Below are 15,813 nucleotides of genomic sequence, written 5' to 3'. Positions count from 1 at the left end.
AGGCTCATGCCGCCGAGGGCGGCGCATTGGCCTTCGCCGCTGCCGCCACCGCCGGATCGAACATCGCCGCCAGCCTGAGCAGGATGACGAACTGCCCGTCGCGGCGGCCGATTCCCTCCACCATGCGCTCGTCCCAGTCGAAGAGCGCGCTTTCCTCCAGCGCCGAGACCCGGCCGTCCTCGTCGAGCAGCGCCACCTCGATCACCCGGTCGACACGCAGCGCCACCAGGTAGCGGCTCCCGCCCTGGCCGACCCAGAGCAGGATCACCCGGGTCTGGTCATCCTCTTCGCGCGGCGTCTCGCCAAGGAGCAGCCGCAGGTCGACAAGCGGCACCGAGCGGCCCCGCACGTCGATCAGCCCGAGCAGATGCGCGGGCGCCCGCGGCAGGCGGGTCGCGGGCACATGCGACAGGATCTCCTGAACGTTGCGCACCTCGATGGCGAAAATGGTCCGCTCCAGCGCGAAGGTGACGACGGTCTCGGCCCGCTGCATGGCACTCACGCGGCCGGGCTCTGGCGGCGTCCCTCGGCATGGCGGGTGAAGGCGGCGTCAAGCGCGTCCTCGCCGGTGCCGAGGTCGAAATCGAAGCCGCCGCCCTGCAGCTCGCGGCCGCGGGCCGGACCGGCATTCGGCCGCGCCGCCTTGCGCCGCTCGGGCGGCTGGCCCGCGGCATTGCGCGGCCGGTCGTCGAGGCGGAAGAAGGACATCGCGTTGCGCAGCCCCTCGGCCTGGGCAGACAGCTCCTCGGCGGTGGAGGAGAGCTGCTCGGAGGCCGAGGTGTTCTCCTGCGTGACCTTGTCGAGCTGCTGGATCGCCAGGTTGACCTGGCCCGCCCCGGTGGCCAGCTCCTGGCTGGCCGAGGAGATCTGCGCGACCAGCCCCGCGGTCTGCTCGATATCGGGCACCAGGCTCTCCAGCATCTTGCCGGCATCCTCGGCCGCCTGGACCGTGGTGCCCGACAGGCCGCTGATCTCGCCCGCGGCGGTCTGGCTGCGCTCCGCGAGCTTGCGCACCTCGGAGGCGACGACCGCGAAGCCGCGGCCATGCTCGCCCGCGCGGGCGGCCTCCACCGCGGCGTTCAGCGCCAGCAGGTCGGTCTGGCGGGCGATCTCCTGGACGACGAGGATCCGCTCGGAAATGGTCTTCATCGCCCGCACCGCCTCGGCCACGGCGACGCCGCTGTCGCGCGCGTCCTGCGCCGATTTCGCCGCCATCGTCTCGGTCTCGGCGGCATTGTCGGCGGTCTGCTTGATATTGGCGGCCATCTGCTCCATCGAGCTCGACGCCTCCTCGGTCGAGGAGGCCTGCTCGGTCGCGCCCTGGCTGAGCTGTTCGGCCGTCGCGGCCATCTCGCCCGACCCGGAGGCGACCTGGGCCGAGCCGCCGGCCACCTCGCCGACCACGCGGCGCAGCTGCGTCACCATCTCGTTGAGCGCGCGCAGCAGATCGGCAACCTCGTCATTGGAGCGCACATCGACCGTCTCCGTCAGATCTCCCCCGGAGACCTTGCGCGCCAGCTGGATGCCGCGGCTGAGCCCGCTTGAAATCGTCATGACGATCCAGAGCCCGGCGCAGGCGCCGACCGCGGCGATGCCGATCATGATGGCAATCGTCAGATTGCGGGACGAGGCGTAGCTCCGGGCGGCGCTTTCCGCCGCCGCCGAGAGCATCTCGACATTGCGCGCCAGAATGGCATCGAGGCCGCTTTCCATGTCCTGCCAGTGGCTCTTGCCCTCGCCATTGACCAAGCGGAAGGCGCCGAGGGCGTCGTTCCGGTCCGCCATCGTCATCGCGCGGTCATTCGTGCTGCGGATCTCGTCGAGAACCTGCTGGTAGCGCTCCATCTCCGCGCGCCCCGCTTCGCTGGCAATGGCGCGCAGCTGGCTGAAAGTCTCGTCGTGATAGGTATTCGAGGCGGCCATGGAACTGCGCACCTCGGCCCGGGTGGCCGCGGCTTCCGCCAGGATGTATTCGCGCACATCGCGCTGCACGCGCAGCTGCTCCTTGCCCAGCTCCTCGGTCAGGCGCACGCGCTCCGCCTGCACATGGACCACGTCCTCCATCCGCTGCTGCATGCCCGCAAGCCTGTCGAGCGCCATGAAACTGGCGAGGCTCGACGCCCCGATCAGCAGCGCAAGCGTGACGATGAGCTTCAGTTTCAGGGTCAGTCTCATGGCAGGCAGTCCTTTCCGGAAGTCGGCTGGGCACCGGACTCACCGGCGAGATGGGCAGAGAAGATGGCGTCGAGATCCGGCAGCATGACGAAGCTGTCCTGCCACCTCCCGATGCCGATGACGAATTGCGGCGGCCAGGTGGTGCCGACGCCGGGCAGGTCCTCGAGCGCGGCATCGTCGATCGAGGTGACCTCGTGCACCCGCTCCGCGAGGATGCCGACGACCGAGGGGATCTCGTTCAGCACCAGCTCGACCACCATGATCCGGGTGTGCTCGTCCGCCGGGGGCCGCGGCATGCGCAGCGGCACGCGCAGATCGGCGAGCGGCACCACCGCGCCGCGGACATTGATCAGCCCCGGGGCGAAATCGGGCGCGTTCGGCACCCGCGTGGTGCGCACGGGCTCGAGGATCTCGCGCAGGATGCCGGTCGGGAGGGCCAGGAGCTCGCCGCCGAGGCGGAAGGTGACCATGTCCCGGCCGCCTGCCGCATCTGCGGTCGGCCGGGCCGAGGAGGAGAGTCCGGTCATGCCGCCTCCCTTTCCTCGCGCGCCTGGCCGAAGGCGACGAGCTGCGGCACGTCGAGGATCAGCGCCACGGTGCCGTCGCCGAGGATGGTCGCCCCCGAGAAGGTCTTCTGCGTGGCATGGAGCGGCGAGAGCTGCTTGATGACGGTCTGGCTGGAGCCGATGATCTGGTCGACGGTCAGCCCGACGCGCAGCTCGCCCGACATCACCACCACGACCTTCTGGTGCGGCCCCGCCGCCCCGTCCGAGCGGAAGAGCTGGCGCAGCCGCAGGAAGGGCACCAGCTTGCCGCGGATGTTGAGAAGCTGCGGCGCCGCCCCGGCTTCGGCCTTCTCGGCGGGCAGCTCGATGATATGCTCGACCGCCGCCAGCGGGATCGTGTAGCGCTCTCCGGCCACTTCGACCAGCAGGCCGTCGATGATCGCCAGCGTCAGCGGCAGGCGCAGATGGATCGCCGCGCCATGGCCGGGCTCGCTGGAAATCTCGATGCTGCCGCGCAGCTGCTCGATCGTGCGCTTGACGACATCCATGCCGACGCCGCGGCCGGACAGCTCCGTGACCTGGGCGGCGGTGGAGAATCCGGGCTCCAGGATCAGCTTCAGCAGGTCGCCCTGGGCCAGCTCCTCCTCCGGGCCGATCAGCCCGCGCTCGATCCCGCGGGCGCGGATCCGCGCGGCGTCGAGCCCGCGGCCGTCATCGATCAGCGAGATCAGCACCTCGGCGCCGGAATACTGCGCGCGCACCGTGATCGTGCCGGTGCCGGGCTTGCCCATGGCGCGCCGCTCCTCCGCGGATTCCAGCCCGTGATCGGCAGCGTTGCGCATCAGGTGCATGATCGGGTCGGCGAGCATCTCGATCACCGTCTTGTCGAGCTCGGTCTCCTCGCCCTCGACGCGCAGCTCGATCTCCTTGCCGAGCGCCTGGCTGAGATCGTGGACCAGCCGCCGGAACCGGCCGATGATCGAGGCGATCGGCGTCATGCGGATCGACATGGTGGTGTCGCGCATGCCCGTCGCCAGGCGCTGGATCTCCTCTGCCACGGCGACGAGCTGCGGATCGCCGGAGCGCGCCGCCAGATCGGCCAGCCGCGCCTCGGCGATGACCAGCTCGCCCACCCGGTCCATCATCTCGTCGAGCCGCTCCGCGGAGACCCGCATCATCGCGCCGTCGCGCGGCCGCGGCGGACCGGCCGCCGCCTCGGCCGCGGATGGCGGGGCGGCCCCGGTCTCCTCCGCCGGCGGCTGTGCGGCCCCGGGCGCGGGATCGGCGAGGATCTCGAGCGCCTCCTCGTGGAACAGGAACACCTCGGCCAGCTCGGCATCGCCGATCCCGGCGGGCAGCTCCGCCTCCCAGGCGATATGCAGCTCCGCCGGATCGAGCGCCGCAGGCGGCGGCAGGTCGCCGATCAGCGGCCGGATCGCGGTGGCGCCGAGCTCCCGCAGCCCGTCCAGCACGATCCCCGGCACCCCGCCCAGCGACAGCGTGTCGGGCGCGAAGCGGATGCGGATGCGCCGCGGCGCGGCTCCCTCCGCCGCGGCCGTCCCCGCCCGGCGCAGCGCGCCGAGATCGGCCAGCAGCTGCTCGCCCGGTTCGGGACTGCCCCCGGCGAGCAGCGACAGCACATGGTCATGCGCCTTCAGCGACAGCTCGATCAGCGGGCCGGAGACCTCCAGCGAGCCGTCTCGCACCGCCTCGAAGGCGGTCTCGAAATCATGCAGGAAGGCGGCCAGCGCGGCATGGCCGAACATCCCGCCGGTGCCCTTGAGCGTGTGCAGGTCGCGGAACACGCCGTCGATCAGAGCCCGGTCGCCGGTGGCGGAGCGCAATGCCAGCAGCCCGGCCTCCAGGCTCTCGGTCAGTTGCCGCGCCTCGGCCTCGAACAGCGCCTGGCCTTCGGGATCGTCGATCATCCGGCCACCCGCTTGACCACCGAGAGCAGCTTCTCGTCATTGAAGGGCTTGGTCATCCAGCCGATCGCGCCCACCGCGCGGGCCTGCGCCTTGATCGCGTCCTCGGTCTCGGTCGACAGGAAGATGACCGGCACGCCCGCGCTCTGCGGCAGGGCGCGGAAAGCCTTGATGAAGCCGATCCCGTCGAGATTGGGCATGTTCTGGTCGGTGATGATGATGTCGGGGAGGCTGCGCTCGGCTGCGGCCAGCGCGGCGCGGCCGTCATCGGCCTCCACCACGGCGAAGCCCGCGCCCTTGAGCGTCATGGAGACCATGCGGCGCACGGAGGGCGAGTCGTCGACGACGAGGATTGTCTTTTGCATTCAGGCTCCTGCTCAGGGACCGGCCAGGGCCGGAGTTGCGGGACGGGCGGCGGGTGGGCGGAGGCAGGTTTCGGGCAGGGCGTCGAAGGCCAGCCGCGCCCAGAGCAGCGCGGCGGGCGATCCCTCCTCCATGGCGATGCGCAGCGTGCGGCCCTCGGCGCGGGCCGCGGCCACGGCCGAGACCACGAGCTGAAGCGCCGCCATGTCGGGCGCGGCCGCGGCATCGATCGCGACCTCTTCGGCCCGCTGCTCCAGTGCAGCGCAGAGCTGATCGCGCCAGGCGGCGCAGGACCGGATATCGGCGGATCCTGACAGAACGGCATCGTCCAACGGCAACCCTCCTCACTTGCGCAGACCGGCGGGACTCGCCCCGGTCTAGACCCGCGAAGTTAATCCACCTTTGCCACGGCCAGCGGATTGCACGGCGAACGCCGCCCGAAAGCGGAGAATATTCTACACATTCAACAAGAAGTTAACGGAACCTGGCGGCGGCGCGCCGCCTCAGATCCCGCCCGTTCCCCCTAGGCGCAGCCCGTCGCGGCGCGCCGCGATCCCGCGCGCGACCGTCGCGGCCAGCGCCTCCGGGAAGCCCGCCGGAAGCCCGTCGAGGGCGGCCTCCACCGCGCCCGGCACCGCCTCGGCCAGCTCCTCGACCAGCGCGGCGGCGCCGCGGCGCGACATGCCGGCCTTCTGCGCCGTCTGGACGAAATGGCGGCCATGGAGCTTGTCGATGCGGTAATGCCCGCGCTCGCCCGCGGACATGGCCAGCCGCATCTGCTTGCGCTCGATCCCGCGCGACTCCAGCGCGGGCTGCGCGGTCAGGATGTCATAGAGAGGCGTCAGCCGGTAGCTGCCGCCAGGGCCGAGGAAGAGGCTGAAATTCTTGGCATGCCCGTCGGTCGCCCCGAGGAGCCAGAACACCGCCTGCGCCTTGAGGAAGGCCGCGCGGTCCTCGGCGGGGCGGTCGCTGCCCTCGAGAAGGCGCAGCAGATCGGCCATGCCCGGCCCGCCGTCGCTCTGGTATTTCAGCGTCGGCGGCACGGCGAGCGCCTGGCAGCAATCCTCCTGCGGCAGCCGCAGGAGCCGCCCGTCGCGGGTCCAGCGCCGGTCGAAGCGCTCCACCGCCAGCGCCGCCGTGTCCCCGAAGCGCAGCATGCGGGCGCGGGCGGTCTCCAGCCCGAAGGCCGCGGCCAGCGCCAGGCAGAGGAACTCGTTCTCGACGCTGTCCGACAGGTCGAGCCCGCCGGGCAAACGGCCGATCCGGGTCTTCAGGATATGGGTGGTGGGGGTGGCGCCATGCGGGCGGATCCAGCCGCCTTCGTGGAAGAGCAGCGCGGTCTTCTCCTGCGCCCCAGCCACCGAGATGCGGAAGGCATCCTCGCCGCGCAGGCCAAGCGGCGCCTGGCCGAGCCCGGTCAGCAGCGCCTCGATCCCCGCCTCGTCCACCCGTTCGCCCTCGAGCCGCGCGGTGCTGTCGGGCGCCGGCGCCTCGCCCGCCACGAATTGCAGCGCGCCGACGCAGTCATGGCCGATCACGGAGAGCAGGCTGTAGGCATCGGTGCCCGGCGCGCCCACCCGCTCCGCCACGCGGCGGCGCAGCGGGTCGGAATCGGGCAGCAGGTTCTCCAGCACGGCCAGCACCGGAGCGCCGCGATAGGGCGTCTCGCGCAGCGGCATCGACAGCGAGACCGGCAGCGCCGGCGCCCAGCCGAGCCAGTCGGGATGGTAGGCGAAGGCGACCGCCCCCCCGGCATCGCGCGTCAGCGTGCCCACCCGGCGGTTGTTCAGGTAGACCCGCAGCGGCGGATGCGCCGGACGGCGCCCCATCAGAACAGATCCTCGATATCGCCGGGCTCCGCCCTTGTGCGGGCGCCGATGCGGAATTCCAGGTCGAGCGCGGCAAGCACGGATAGCAGCGAGTCGAGCCGCGCCGGACGCTCCCCGGCCTCGATCGCCGAGATCGTCGCCTGGCGCAGCCCGGCGCGCTCGGCCAGGACGCCCTGGCTCCAGCCGCGCTGCTTGCGGGCGCGCTGGATGAGGGTGCCGATCTGGCGGGGGGTGCGGGCGAGGTCCGACATGGGTGATGATATACGCCAGGCCGCATAAAATGGCAATATCCGCTAGAGCGTATAATCAGAAAATATACGCCATACCGGATAAACACGGGCCGGGACGCCGCCGCCGCGCGGAACACTTTGCGGCCTCCCCCGGCATGGGCTAGGAGGTCGGGACCAGGCAGCAACTCCGGGCCCGCGCAACCGATGAAGCCCAAGGCGGTCACGATCAAGGATGTCGCGGCAGCGGCGAATGTCTCGCGGGCGACGGCGGCGCGGGCGCTGAACGGCTATGGCTATGTCGGCGGCGAGGCGGCCGAGCGGGTGCGCCGCGTTGCGCGCGAGCTGGGCTATCGCGGCAACCGCATCGCCCAGGCGCTGCGCCAGGGCGAGCTGCCGCTGGTCGGCTTCATCCCCGGCGACATCCTCAACCCGTTCTTCTCGCAGATCGCCCATGACCTCGACATGGCGCTGCGCGGCAGCCGCCACAACCTGCTGATCGCGGCCAGCCAGGAGGATCCGGCGCAGGAGCGGCAGGTAATCGACAGCCTGCGCGCGCTGGCGGTGCGCGGGCTGATCATCGCCCCGGCCTCCTCCGACCGCAATCCGCAGCTCGAGGAGATGCACCGCGAGGGCTATCCGATGGTGCTGATCGACCGCGTCCCCGAGGGGCTCGACTGCGACCAGATCACCGTCGACAACCGCAAGGGCGCCCGCGGCGCGGTGGAGTACCTGATCCGCCAGGGCCACCGCCGCATCGCGCTGATCCATGACGACAGCCGCATCGGCACCGCCCGCGACCGGCTGGCCGGCTACCGCGAGGCGCTGGAGGCGCACGGACTGCCGGCCGACGAGTCGCTGATCATCGAATCACCCTCGACCGTGTCGCATGCGATCGACGCCACGATACGGCTGTTTCGCAGGCAGAACCCGCCGACCGCGCTTTTCACCGTCGACAGCCTGATCACCCAGGGGGCGATGCTGGCCTTCCGCTCTCTGGGGCTCTCCATGCCGCATGACGTGTCGCTGGCGGGCTTCGACGACTTCGACATGGCGACCTTCTCGGATCCGCAGATTACCGTTGTTTCCCAGCCGATTAAGAAGATCGGACCGCTGGCTGTCGAGATGGTGATGGCCCGCATCCAGGGCAGCCGCGCGCCGGCCCGGCATGTCCAGTTCCCCACCCAGCTGACCATCCGCGGCTCGGTTTCGCGGCCCCGCGGCAGCTGATCCCGGCCGCCCCGCCCCCCGAAGAAAGCGCTTGCCAGATCGCGGGCTCTCTGCCTTAGACTGCATGTGAGACCGGTCTCAGTCCGAGCCGGAGCGGCGCTTGCGCCGTTTCTTCCGGCCCGATGTGAGACCGGTCTCAGACTGACGAACCGACAGCGTTTGCGGCCTCCGCACGTGCCCTTCCGGCACGGGTGCCGGAGCCTGCATGCCAAGAACAAGGACCTGTCCCGATGCTGGACGACAACATGCTGAATTTCGACGAGGAGCGCTTCGTCCGGATCCAGAGCGGCGCGGTGGCGCTGGCCGCGACCGCCCGCCCGATGATCCGCGGCTTCCTCGAGGCCGGGGTGGAGCGCATCTTCTTCATGGGCACCGGCGGCGTGCAGCTCCTGACCCTGCCCGCGATCGAGCTGGCGCAGCGCCACTCCGCCTTCCCGGTCTCCGCCTGCTTCCCCGCCCAGGCCGTGCTGGCCCCGCCCGCCGGGCTCGACGGCAAGGCGCTGGCCATCCTGCCCTCGCTCTCGGGCACCACGAAGGAAAGCGTCGCGCTGCTCGCGTTCCTCAAGGCGCGCGGCGTCAAGACGCTCAGCCTGACCGGCCATGCCGACACCCCGCTGGGGCAGGATGCCGACGAGACCTTCACCAATTTCGCCGAGGACGACACCTCGTCGGAGAGCTTCTACCTGCAGACCGCGATCCTGATGCTGGCGCTGCTGCAGGAGACCGGCGCGATCTCGAACTACGACGCGATCACGGCCGAGCTGGCGACGCTGCCGGCACTGCTGGTCGCCGCCAAGGCCGCCTACGAGCCCGAGGCCGCGCGGCTGGCCGCCGAGATCAAGGACGAGGACTACCACATTTTCACCGGTGCGGGCGCGGTCTGGCCGGAGGCGCATTACTACGGGATGTGCATCCTCGAGGAGATGCAGTGGATCCGCACCCGCCCCGTGCATGCCGCCGATTTCTTCCACGGCACGCTGGAGCTGGTCGAGCCCGGGGTCAGCGTCTTCCTCTTCAAGGGCGAGGATGCCTGCCGCCCGCTCGGCGACCGGGTCGAGGCCTTCGCCCGGCGCTATACCGACAAGCTGCGCGTCCTCGACAGCGCCGATGTTGCGCTGCCCGGGATTTCCGACGAGGTCCGCGCCCTGGTCTCGCCGGTCGTCCTGGCGACGTTGCTGGAGCGGCTCAGCGCCCATCTGGAGGTGCTGCGCGACCATCCGCTGACCACCCGCCGGTACTACAAGCGCGTCGAATACTGAGAAAAAACCGACAAGACCGCGCCCTTTCCCAACAGGAGACAGAAGATGACTAGGATCACGACGATAGCGGCCCTTCTCGCAGCTGGAACGGCCCTGGCGCCCTGCACCGCCCCGGCGCAGGAGGTCGACTATTCCGGCACGCTGAGCATCCTCACCAAGTTCGGCATGCAGCGGCTGCAGCCCTATTTCACCGATCTCGCGGCGGAATACGAGGCGATGCATCCCGATGTGACGATCGAGCTGATCCAGGAGGATGACGACAGCATCAAGGGCAAGACCAGCACGCTGGTGGCGTCGAATGCGATCCCCGACATCTTCTTCTCCTGGACCGGGACCTGGGGCGGGAACTTCGTCCGCGGCAAGCGCGCCGCGGACCTCACCGACATCATCGGCCCCGGTACCGACTGGGGGAAGACCTTCGCCCCGGCCGCGGTCGACGCCTTCGTCTATGACGGCAAGTACTACGGCATCCCGCTCTATCTCGACGCCAAGTTCATGGGCTATTCGAAGCCGGTCTTCGCCGAGGCCGGGGTCGAGGTGCCCGAGACCTTCGGCGCGCTGCTCTCGGCCTGCGACGCGATCCGCGCGGCGGGCTACCTGCCGGTCTCCTTCGGCAACAAGGAGCCCTGGGCGGGGCTGCACTATCTCGGCCAGCTCCTGGCCTACAACGTCCCCCGCGACGTGCTGGAGGCGGATTTCGATCCCGCCACCGCCAGCTACGACAACCCGGGCTACCTGGCCGCGCTGGGGCAGTTCGCCGAATTCGAAGAGCACTGCACCGCCGGGCCGGATGTCAACGGCATCTCCTACCAGACCGCGATCCAGCAGCTCAGCGACGGCAAATCGGCGATGTACTACCAGGAGATCATCGAATTCGACAGCGCCGCGCGGCCCGATACCGCGCTGACGCCGGAGGAGTTCGGCTTCTTCCCGCTGCCCGCCCCGGAGGGCGCCGCGGGCGATCCGATGGCGCTCGAGGGCGCGCCCGAGGGCTACATGATCTCCTCGGCCTCGAAGAACATCCCCCTGGCCGTCGACTTCATGAAATTCGCCACCAGCCAGGCCAATGGCCGCACCCTCTCGGCGCCGCCCTACGGCCAGCCGAGCGCGGTGATCGGCGGCAGCGATCCCGAGAGCATGAACCCCTCCGTGGTCGCCGGGCTCGACGCCATCGCCGAGGCCTCCTACCTGGTGCCCTGGCTCGACACGGTGAACCATCCGCGCGTCGCCGCCGCCTGGCTGTCGGAATTCCAGGGCTTCGCCGGCGGGACCTCCTCGGCCGAGGAGGTGATGGCCGCCGTCCGCAAGGCCGCCATGTCGGTCTCGAACTGACCCGCATGGCACGGACGCTCTCCCTGCCGATCGACGGAGCCGCCGGCAACGGCTCCGTCCTCTCCGGGCTCCGGCTGTCCCCGGCGGCCCGGCGCTTCCTTGCCTGGCGGTGGGTGGCCCTCGCCGTCCTGATTGTCGGGTGGTTCGTCTACTACCCGATCTTCGACAATTTCCGCGTCAGCATGACCTCGAGCGACATCTTCACCGGCGAGGTGCGCAATGTCGGGCTGGAGAACTACCGCCGCCTGGCGGAGGATCCGGTGGTGCTGGGCGCGCTGGCGAACAACCTCGCCTATGCGGTGCTGTCCATCGTCTTCCAGGTCTTCGGCGCCTTCGTGCTGGCCTCGATCATCGAGGACATCGCCACGCGGCGGATGCGCAACATCTGGCGGGCGGTCTACTTCATCCCCTCGGCGATCTCGACCACGGTCACCGGCCTGCTCTTCTACTTCATCTACCAGCCCGATATCGGCATCCTCGACGGGCTGCTGACGGCGCTCGGGCTCGGCCACTGGTCGCGCGCCTGGCTGGGCGACGCCTCCACCGCGATCTACGCCATCATCGCCATGAGCCAGTGGCAGGGCTTCGGCTATTCCACGCTGCTCTTCACCATCGCGATCCAGAAGATCCCGCGCGATCTCTACGACGCGGCGCGGATGGACGGGGCGGGGCCGCTGCGCCAGCTGTGGTCGATCACCCTGCCGATGACCCGCGAGATGACCGGGATGATGATCATCGTCACCATCACCGGCGCCTTCCAGGTCTTCAACGAGGTCATGGTGATGACCGCGGGCGGGCCGAACAATTCCTCGCAGGTGCTGGGCACCTGGCTCTACCAGATGGGCTTCAGCCAGAACGAGATGGGCTATGCCGCCGCCATCGGCTCGCTGATCTTCGCCGTGACCATGGCCTGCGGGCTGGCGCAGCTCTGGTACACCCGCCGCCGGAGGGTCGCCGCATGACCGATATCTCCCACATGCCGGCCGCCGCCGATGACGCAGTGCCCGCGCGCGCGCCCTGGGCGCTGCTCGGCCGGGCCATGCTTCAGGCGCTCCTCGTCGCGATCGCGGCGCTGGTGCTCTATCCGCTGATCTGGATGGCGATGAACGGGTTCCGCAGCAATGCCGAGATCTTCAACAGCCCCTTCGCCCTGCCCGCGCACTGGTCCTTCGCCGCCTATGCCGCCGCCTGGCAGAACGGCGTCAGCCAGTTCGTGCTCTCGAGCCTGGTCGTCACCGGCGTCTCGATCGTCACCACGGTCTTCATCAGCGCCTGGGCGGCCTACGGGCTGACCCGCACCACGATCCCCGGCCAGCCGCTAGTCGTCGGCTTCATCCTGGGCGGCATGATGCTCAGCCCGACCGTGGCGCTGGTGCCGCTGGTGCGGATGATGCAGGACTTCGGCCTCTACAACACGCATTGGGCGCTGATCCTGCTCTACACCGCCTTCCGCGTGCCCTTCACGACCTTCCTGATCCGCGCCTACATGCTGGATCTGCCGCGCGATCTCGACGAGGCGGCACGGATGGACGGCGCCAGCGAGGGGCAGATCTTCCGCAAGATCATCCTTCCGCTCTGCCGGCCGATCCTGGTCTCCTGCGTGATCCTGCACGTGCTCTTCGCGTGGAACGAGTACCTCTTCGCGATGATCTTCACCAACTCGCCCGAGACCCGGACTCTGCCCGTGGGGCTGACCTCGCTGATGTCGAAGCACGGCACGGATTTCGCCCAGGTCTTCGCCGCGATGACGATCTCGGCCCTGCCCATCGTGATCGTGTTCTTCCTGACCCAGCGCTACTTCATCCGCGGCCTGACCGAGGGGATCGGCAAATGACCGGCTTCGCGCCGGACCGGCTGCTGGGGTCGAATTTCGGCTTCCAGCACGTGCCCTTCGGGCTCTTCCTCGACACGATGGCGGCAAGCGGCATCGCGCGGATCGAGCTCTGGGGGATCGCGCCGCATCTGGATATCGAGCGGGCGGGCCCCGCCCGGATCGCCCGGCTGGCCCGCGAGCTGGAGGCGGCGGGGCTGTCGCTCCACTGCCTGACGCCCGAACAGGTCGCCTATCCGGTCAATCCTGCCTCGCCCGACCCGGATCTGCGCGCCGCCAGCCGGGCGCATTTCCGCAAGGCGGCCCGGATCGCCGCCGATCTGGGCGCGCGCAACCTCTTCGCCACCTGCGGGCGCGGCGACGAGACCGCGCCCCCGGAAGAGGCCGCCGCCCGCGCCGCCGCAGAGCTCCGCGATCTTGCCGGGCACGCCGACGGGCTGGGGCTGCGCCTCCTCTTGGAACCGCTGCAGCGGCGCGAGAGCAATATCGTCAACACCGCCGCGGAGCTTGGCGCGATGCTCGCCGCGATCGGCCATCCCGGCATCGACGCCGTGCTCGACCTCGTCGCCATGGAAGCGGCCGGCGACACGGTGGCGGATTACACCGCGCACTTCGGCCCGCGCCTCGCCCATGTCCATATCGCCGACGGCACGCCCGCGGGCCATCTCGCCTGGGGCGACGGCACGCTGCCCCTCGGGCGCCATCTCGGCGCGCTGGCGGCGGCCGGCTATGCCGGCAGCTTCGCCTTCGAACCCTTCGGCGACGGGCGCTACGCAAGCGACCCCGTAGCCGCCTGGGCGCAGAACCTCGCGGGGTTCGCGCCCTGGACCGATACCGCAAAGGAGCCCGCATGACGGCGGACCATCCCCCCTCCCCGCTGATCGCGGTCGGCGACAACTGCCTCGATGTCTTCCTCTCGCACGGCCATATGGCGGTGGGCGGCAACGCGCTGAACGTCGCCGTGCAATGGCGCCGCGCCGGGCTGCCGGCCTGCTATTTCGGCCGGGTCGGCCGGGATGGCGAGGCCGAGATGATCGCCGCCGAGCTGGCCCGCAACGGGCTCGACCCCGCCGATCTGGAAACCGGCACGGGCGCCACCGCGGTGACGCTCCTGCTCGAGAGCGCGGGCGACCGCGAGTTCCTGCTCGAGGATCTGGGCGCGGGGCTCGGCTATGTCCCCGACGCGGCCCGGCTCGCCCGGCTCGGCGCCGCCGCCTGGGTGCATCTGGGCACCAATAGCAGCCCCGCGCTTCTGGCCCTGCTGGCCGAGCGCGGCATCCCGTTCAGCGTCGATCTCTCCACCCGCCATGACGAGCAGGACCTGGCGGGCGCCGCGCTGGCCTTTGCCGCCGGATCGGGCAGCAGCGCACCGCCCGCGGACCAGATCGCCCGGCTCCTCGCGAAGGGCGCGCGCCAGGCGGTCGTGACCTGCGGCGCCGGTGGCGCCTGGTTCCATGACGGAGAGGCGCTGCACCATGCCCCGGCCGAGCGGATCGAGGTGGTCGACACCTGCGGGGCGGGCGACAGCTTCATCGCCGCCTTCCTGGCCGCGCGGGTCCTCGGCGGCGCCGCCCCCGGCGCGGCACTGGCCCGCGCCACGCAGGCAGCCGCGGCCACCTGCCTGCATCCCGGCGGCTTCCCGCAGCCGCTCCACCCGGTTCCGGACTGGCTGCTCCGCAAGTATTCCGACCATATTCCCACGGCAGATCCCGCATGACCGAACTTCGACTGCAACTCCCCGTTCCCGCCGCCCCCGGCACCCGGTCCTACTGGCTCGAAGAGGCCGGGGCCGCGCCGGCCACCCCGCCGCTCTCCGGCGCGGCCGAGGCCGATGTCGCCATCATCGGCGGCGGCTTCTGCGGGCTCTGGACCGCGCTGCGCCTGCGCGAGGCCGATCCCGCGCTGCGCATCGCCGTGATCGAGGCCGGCCATTGCGGCGCGGGCGCCTCGGGGCGCAATGGCGGCCAGGTCCATAGCTGGTTCGCCGAGATCGACCTGCTGGAGCGCCTGGTCGGCGCCGAAGAGGCGCTGGCCCTCTGCCAGGCCACTGCCGAGGCGATCGGCGAGCTGGAGGCGCTGCAATCCTCGGGCGCGATCGACATGCATCTGCGGCTCGACGGCTGGTACTGGACGGCAAGCTCGACCGCGCAGGAAGGCGCGTGGGACGCCGCGATGGACGGCTGCCGCAAGGCCGGCCTGATGCCCTTCGAGACGCTCGACGCGGCGCGGATCGCGCGCGAAACCGGCTCGGACGTCTCCTATCAGGGGATCGCCGAGACCCGGGCCGGCACGGTCCATCCCGGGCGGCTGGCGCTGGGGCTGCGCGATCTCGCCCTCTCCCGCGGGATCGCGATCCACGAGGCGAGCCCGGTCACCGCCATCGCCCCCGGCGCGCCGCTGACGGTGAAGACCGCCGCGGGCAGCATGACGGCGCCGAAGGTCGTGCTGGCCACCAATGCCTGGGCCGCCACCCTGCCCGAGCTCGCCCCCTACATGTATGTCGTCGAAAGCCAGGTGATCGCCACTGCGCCCGCGGGCGACGCCCTGGACGCGCTCGGCTGGACCGACGGCAAGTCGATCTGCGACGCCCAGGCCAATGTGCTCTACTACCAGCGCAGCCGGGACGGGCGGGTGATCTTCGGACGCGGCAGCGGCCATGTCGCCTATGCCAACCGCATCGGCGCCAGCTTCAACCGGAACCCGGAGCGCGGCCGCGACAACCGGCGCGAGCTGGCCCGGGTCTATCCGCCGCTCGCCGGGCTCGAGGTCACGCATGACTGGTCCGGCCCGATCGACTGCACCGCCGCCCACCTGCCGGTCTTCGGCGAGAGCGCGCAGATCCCCGGGCTCTTCTACGGCACGGGCTTCAACGGCACCGGCATCGCCCAGACCCCGGTGGGGGCGCGCATCCTCGCAAGCCTGGTCCTCGGCCGCGACGACCGCTGGAGCCGCAGCGGCCTTGTCGGCCTCGCAGGGCGCGCCAAGCTGCCGCCCGAACCGCTGCGCTATCTCGGCGCGCGGCTGGTGCGCGGCGCGATCCGCCGCCGCAACGACCTGGAGATCGCCAACCGCCGCCCCTCGCGGCTGGTGCGCGCGATCTCCGAGCTGAAACCCGGCCAGTGAGCAGAAGGAGCGA

The 15,813-nt window shown here is 70.6% G+C and carries 16 protein-coding genes; 8 read left to right on the top strand and 8 right to left on the bottom strand.

All coding sequences use genetic code 11. From position 1 onward, the window contains the following. Positions 1-4: 4 nt before the first annotated feature. The 8 genes from FGX59_RS11175 to FGX59_RS11140 form a co-directional block, all read right to left on the bottom strand. A complete protein-coding gene (locus FGX59_RS11175; RefSeq protein ID WP_240722403.1) occupies positions 5-493 on the bottom strand; it encodes a chemotaxis protein CheW in 489 nt (162 codons plus the stop codon). 5 nt (positions 494-498) lie between these two features. Beyond that, positions 499-2,175, bottom strand: a complete 1,677-nt coding sequence (locus tag FGX59_RS11170) for a methyl-accepting chemotaxis protein (RefSeq protein ID WP_138466615.1) — start codon at positions 2,173-2,175, stop codon at positions 499-501. Beyond that, complete coding sequence (locus FGX59_RS11165) at positions 2,172-2,702, bottom strand: chemotaxis protein CheW (protein ID WP_138466614.1); 531 nt, start codon at positions 2,700-2,702, stop codon at positions 2,172-2,174. Before FGX59_RS11165 ends, FGX59_RS11170 begins: the two co-directional genes overlap by 4 nt. Then, positions 2,699-4,609 carry a chemotaxis protein CheA gene (locus FGX59_RS11160; RefSeq protein ID WP_138466613.1) on the bottom strand — a complete coding sequence of 637 codons (1,911 nt, stop codon included), beginning with the start codon at positions 4,607-4,609 and terminating at the stop codon, positions 2,699-2,701. Before FGX59_RS11160 ends, FGX59_RS11165 begins: the two co-directional genes overlap by 4 nt. After that, positions 4,606-4,971: a response regulator gene (locus FGX59_RS11155; protein WP_138466612.1), complete on the bottom strand. Its 366-nt coding sequence runs from the start codon at positions 4,969-4,971 to the stop codon at positions 4,606-4,608. The genes FGX59_RS11160 and FGX59_RS11155 overlap by 4 nt, the downstream gene beginning before the upstream one ends. 12 nt (positions 4,972-4,983) lie before the next feature. Continuing rightward, the gene (locus FGX59_RS11150; RefSeq protein WP_171060608.1) at positions 4,984-5,301 is read right to left on the bottom strand and encodes an STAS domain-containing protein; all 318 of its coding nucleotides are present in this window, start codon (positions 5,299-5,301) and stop codon (positions 4,984-4,986) included. Between the two features lie 171 nt (positions 5,302-5,472). After that, positions 5,473-6,798, bottom strand: a complete 1,326-nt coding sequence (locus FGX59_RS11145) for a type II toxin-antitoxin system HipA family toxin (protein WP_138466610.1) — start codon at positions 6,796-6,798, stop codon at positions 5,473-5,475. Beyond that, positions 6,798-7,049 carry a helix-turn-helix domain-containing protein gene (locus FGX59_RS11140; protein ID WP_138466609.1) on the bottom strand — a complete coding sequence of 84 codons (252 nt, stop codon included), beginning with the start codon at positions 7,047-7,049 and terminating at the stop codon, positions 6,798-6,800. Before FGX59_RS11140 ends, FGX59_RS11145 begins: the two co-directional genes overlap by 1 nt. A 183-nt stretch (positions 7,050-7,232) precedes the next feature. Here FGX59_RS11140 and FGX59_RS11135 point away from each other — a divergent pair, with 183 nt between their 5' ends. The 8 genes from FGX59_RS11135 to FGX59_RS11100 all read left to right on the top strand — a co-directional run bounded on the left by FGX59_RS11135 (position 7,233) and on the right by FGX59_RS11100 (position 15,800). Continuing rightward, positions 7,233-8,255: a LacI family DNA-binding transcriptional regulator gene (locus tag FGX59_RS11135; RefSeq protein ID WP_138466608.1), complete on the top strand. Its 1,023-nt coding sequence runs from the start codon at positions 7,233-7,235 to the stop codon at positions 8,253-8,255. Between the two features lie 230 nt (positions 8,256-8,485). Further along, positions 8,486-9,514 (top strand): SIS domain-containing protein, encoded by a 1,029-nt coding sequence (locus tag FGX59_RS11130; protein WP_240722390.1) that lies wholly within the window; start codon positions 8,486-8,488, stop codon positions 9,512-9,514. Positions 9,515-9,559: 45 nt separating this feature from the next. Next, positions 9,560-10,846, top strand: a complete 1,287-nt coding sequence (locus FGX59_RS11125; protein WP_138466607.1) for an ABC transporter substrate-binding protein — start codon at positions 9,560-9,562, stop codon at positions 10,844-10,846. Between the two features lie 5 nt (positions 10,847-10,851). Next, positions 10,852-11,808, top strand: a complete 957-nt coding sequence (locus tag FGX59_RS11120; RefSeq protein WP_138466606.1) for a carbohydrate ABC transporter permease — start codon at positions 10,852-10,854, stop codon at positions 11,806-11,808. Further along, on the top strand, positions 11,805-12,680 hold the full coding sequence (locus FGX59_RS11115) for a carbohydrate ABC transporter permease (protein ID WP_240722389.1): 876 nt from the start codon (positions 11,805-11,807) through the stop codon (positions 12,678-12,680). The genes FGX59_RS11120 and FGX59_RS11115 overlap by 4 nt, the downstream gene beginning before the upstream one ends. After that, on the top strand, positions 12,677-13,531 hold the full coding sequence (locus FGX59_RS11110) for a sugar phosphate isomerase/epimerase (RefSeq protein WP_138466605.1): 855 nt from the start codon (positions 12,677-12,679) through the stop codon (positions 13,529-13,531). The genes FGX59_RS11115 and FGX59_RS11110 overlap by 4 nt, the downstream gene beginning before the upstream one ends. After that, positions 13,528-14,394, top strand: a complete 867-nt coding sequence (locus FGX59_RS11105; protein ID WP_138466604.1) for a PfkB family carbohydrate kinase — start codon at positions 13,528-13,530, stop codon at positions 14,392-14,394. Before FGX59_RS11110 ends, FGX59_RS11105 begins: the two co-directional genes overlap by 4 nt. Further along, entirely contained in the window at positions 14,391-15,800 is a 1,410-nt protein-coding gene (locus tag FGX59_RS11100; protein ID WP_138466603.1) for an FAD-binding oxidoreductase, read from the top strand. The genes FGX59_RS11105 and FGX59_RS11100 overlap by 4 nt, the downstream gene beginning before the upstream one ends. Positions 15,801-15,813 lie beyond the last annotated feature (13 nt).

Source organism: Poseidonocella sp. HB161398 (assembly GCF_005870025.1).
Lineage (GTDB): Bacteria > Pseudomonadota > Alphaproteobacteria > Rhodobacterales > Rhodobacteraceae > Mangrovicoccus.
The sequence above is the reverse complement of the archived record's forward strand: the minus strand, read 5'-3'. Positions and strand labels throughout refer to the sequence as shown.

Excerpts from the sequence above, each read along its gene's own strand:
- FGX59_RS11175 (WP_240722403.1), bottom strand. The coding sequence starts at position 493 with ATGCAGCGGGCCGAGACCGTCGTCACCTTCGCGCTGGAGCGGACCATT.
- FGX59_RS11170 (WP_138466615.1), bottom strand. The coding sequence starts at position 2,175 with ATGAGACTGACCCTGAAACTGAAGCTCATCGTCACGCTTGCGCTGCTG.
- FGX59_RS11165 (WP_138466614.1), bottom strand. The coding sequence starts at position 2,702 with ATGACCGGACTCTCCTCCTCGGCCCGGCCGACCGCAGATGCGGCAGGC.
- FGX59_RS11160 (WP_138466613.1), bottom strand. The coding sequence starts at position 4,609 with ATGATCGACGATCCCGAAGGCCAGGCGCTGTTCGAGGCCGAGGCGCGG.
- FGX59_RS11155 (WP_138466612.1), bottom strand. The coding sequence starts at position 4,971 with ATGCAAAAGACAATCCTCGTCGTCGACGACTCGCCCTCCGTGCGCCGC.
- FGX59_RS11145 (WP_138466610.1), bottom strand. The coding sequence starts at position 6,798 with ATGGGGCGCCGTCCGGCGCATCCGCCGCTGCGGGTCTACCTGAACAAC.
- FGX59_RS11140 (WP_138466609.1), bottom strand. The coding sequence starts at position 7,049 with ATGTCGGACCTCGCCCGCACCCCCCGCCAGATCGGCACCCTCATCCAG.
- FGX59_RS11135 (WP_138466608.1), top strand. The coding sequence starts at position 7,233 with ATGAAGCCCAAGGCGGTCACGATCAAGGATGTCGCGGCAGCGGCGAAT.
- FGX59_RS11130 (WP_240722390.1), top strand. The coding sequence starts at position 8,486 with ATGCTGGACGACAACATGCTGAATTTCGACGAGGAGCGCTTCGTCCGG.
- FGX59_RS11125 (WP_138466607.1), top strand. The coding sequence starts at position 9,560 with ATGACTAGGATCACGACGATAGCGGCCCTTCTCGCAGCTGGAACGGCC.
- FGX59_RS11120 (WP_138466606.1), top strand. The coding sequence starts at position 10,852 with ATGGCACGGACGCTCTCCCTGCCGATCGACGGAGCCGCCGGCAACGGC.
- FGX59_RS11115 (WP_240722389.1), top strand. The coding sequence starts at position 11,805 with ATGACCGATATCTCCCACATGCCGGCCGCCGCCGATGACGCAGTGCCC.
- FGX59_RS11110 (WP_138466605.1), top strand. The coding sequence starts at position 12,677 with ATGACCGGCTTCGCGCCGGACCGGCTGCTGGGGTCGAATTTCGGCTTC.
- FGX59_RS11105 (WP_138466604.1), top strand. The coding sequence starts at position 13,528 with ATGACGGCGGACCATCCCCCCTCCCCGCTGATCGCGGTCGGCGACAAC.
- FGX59_RS11100 (WP_138466603.1), top strand. The coding sequence starts at position 14,391 with ATGACCGAACTTCGACTGCAACTCCCCGTTCCCGCCGCCCCCGGCACC.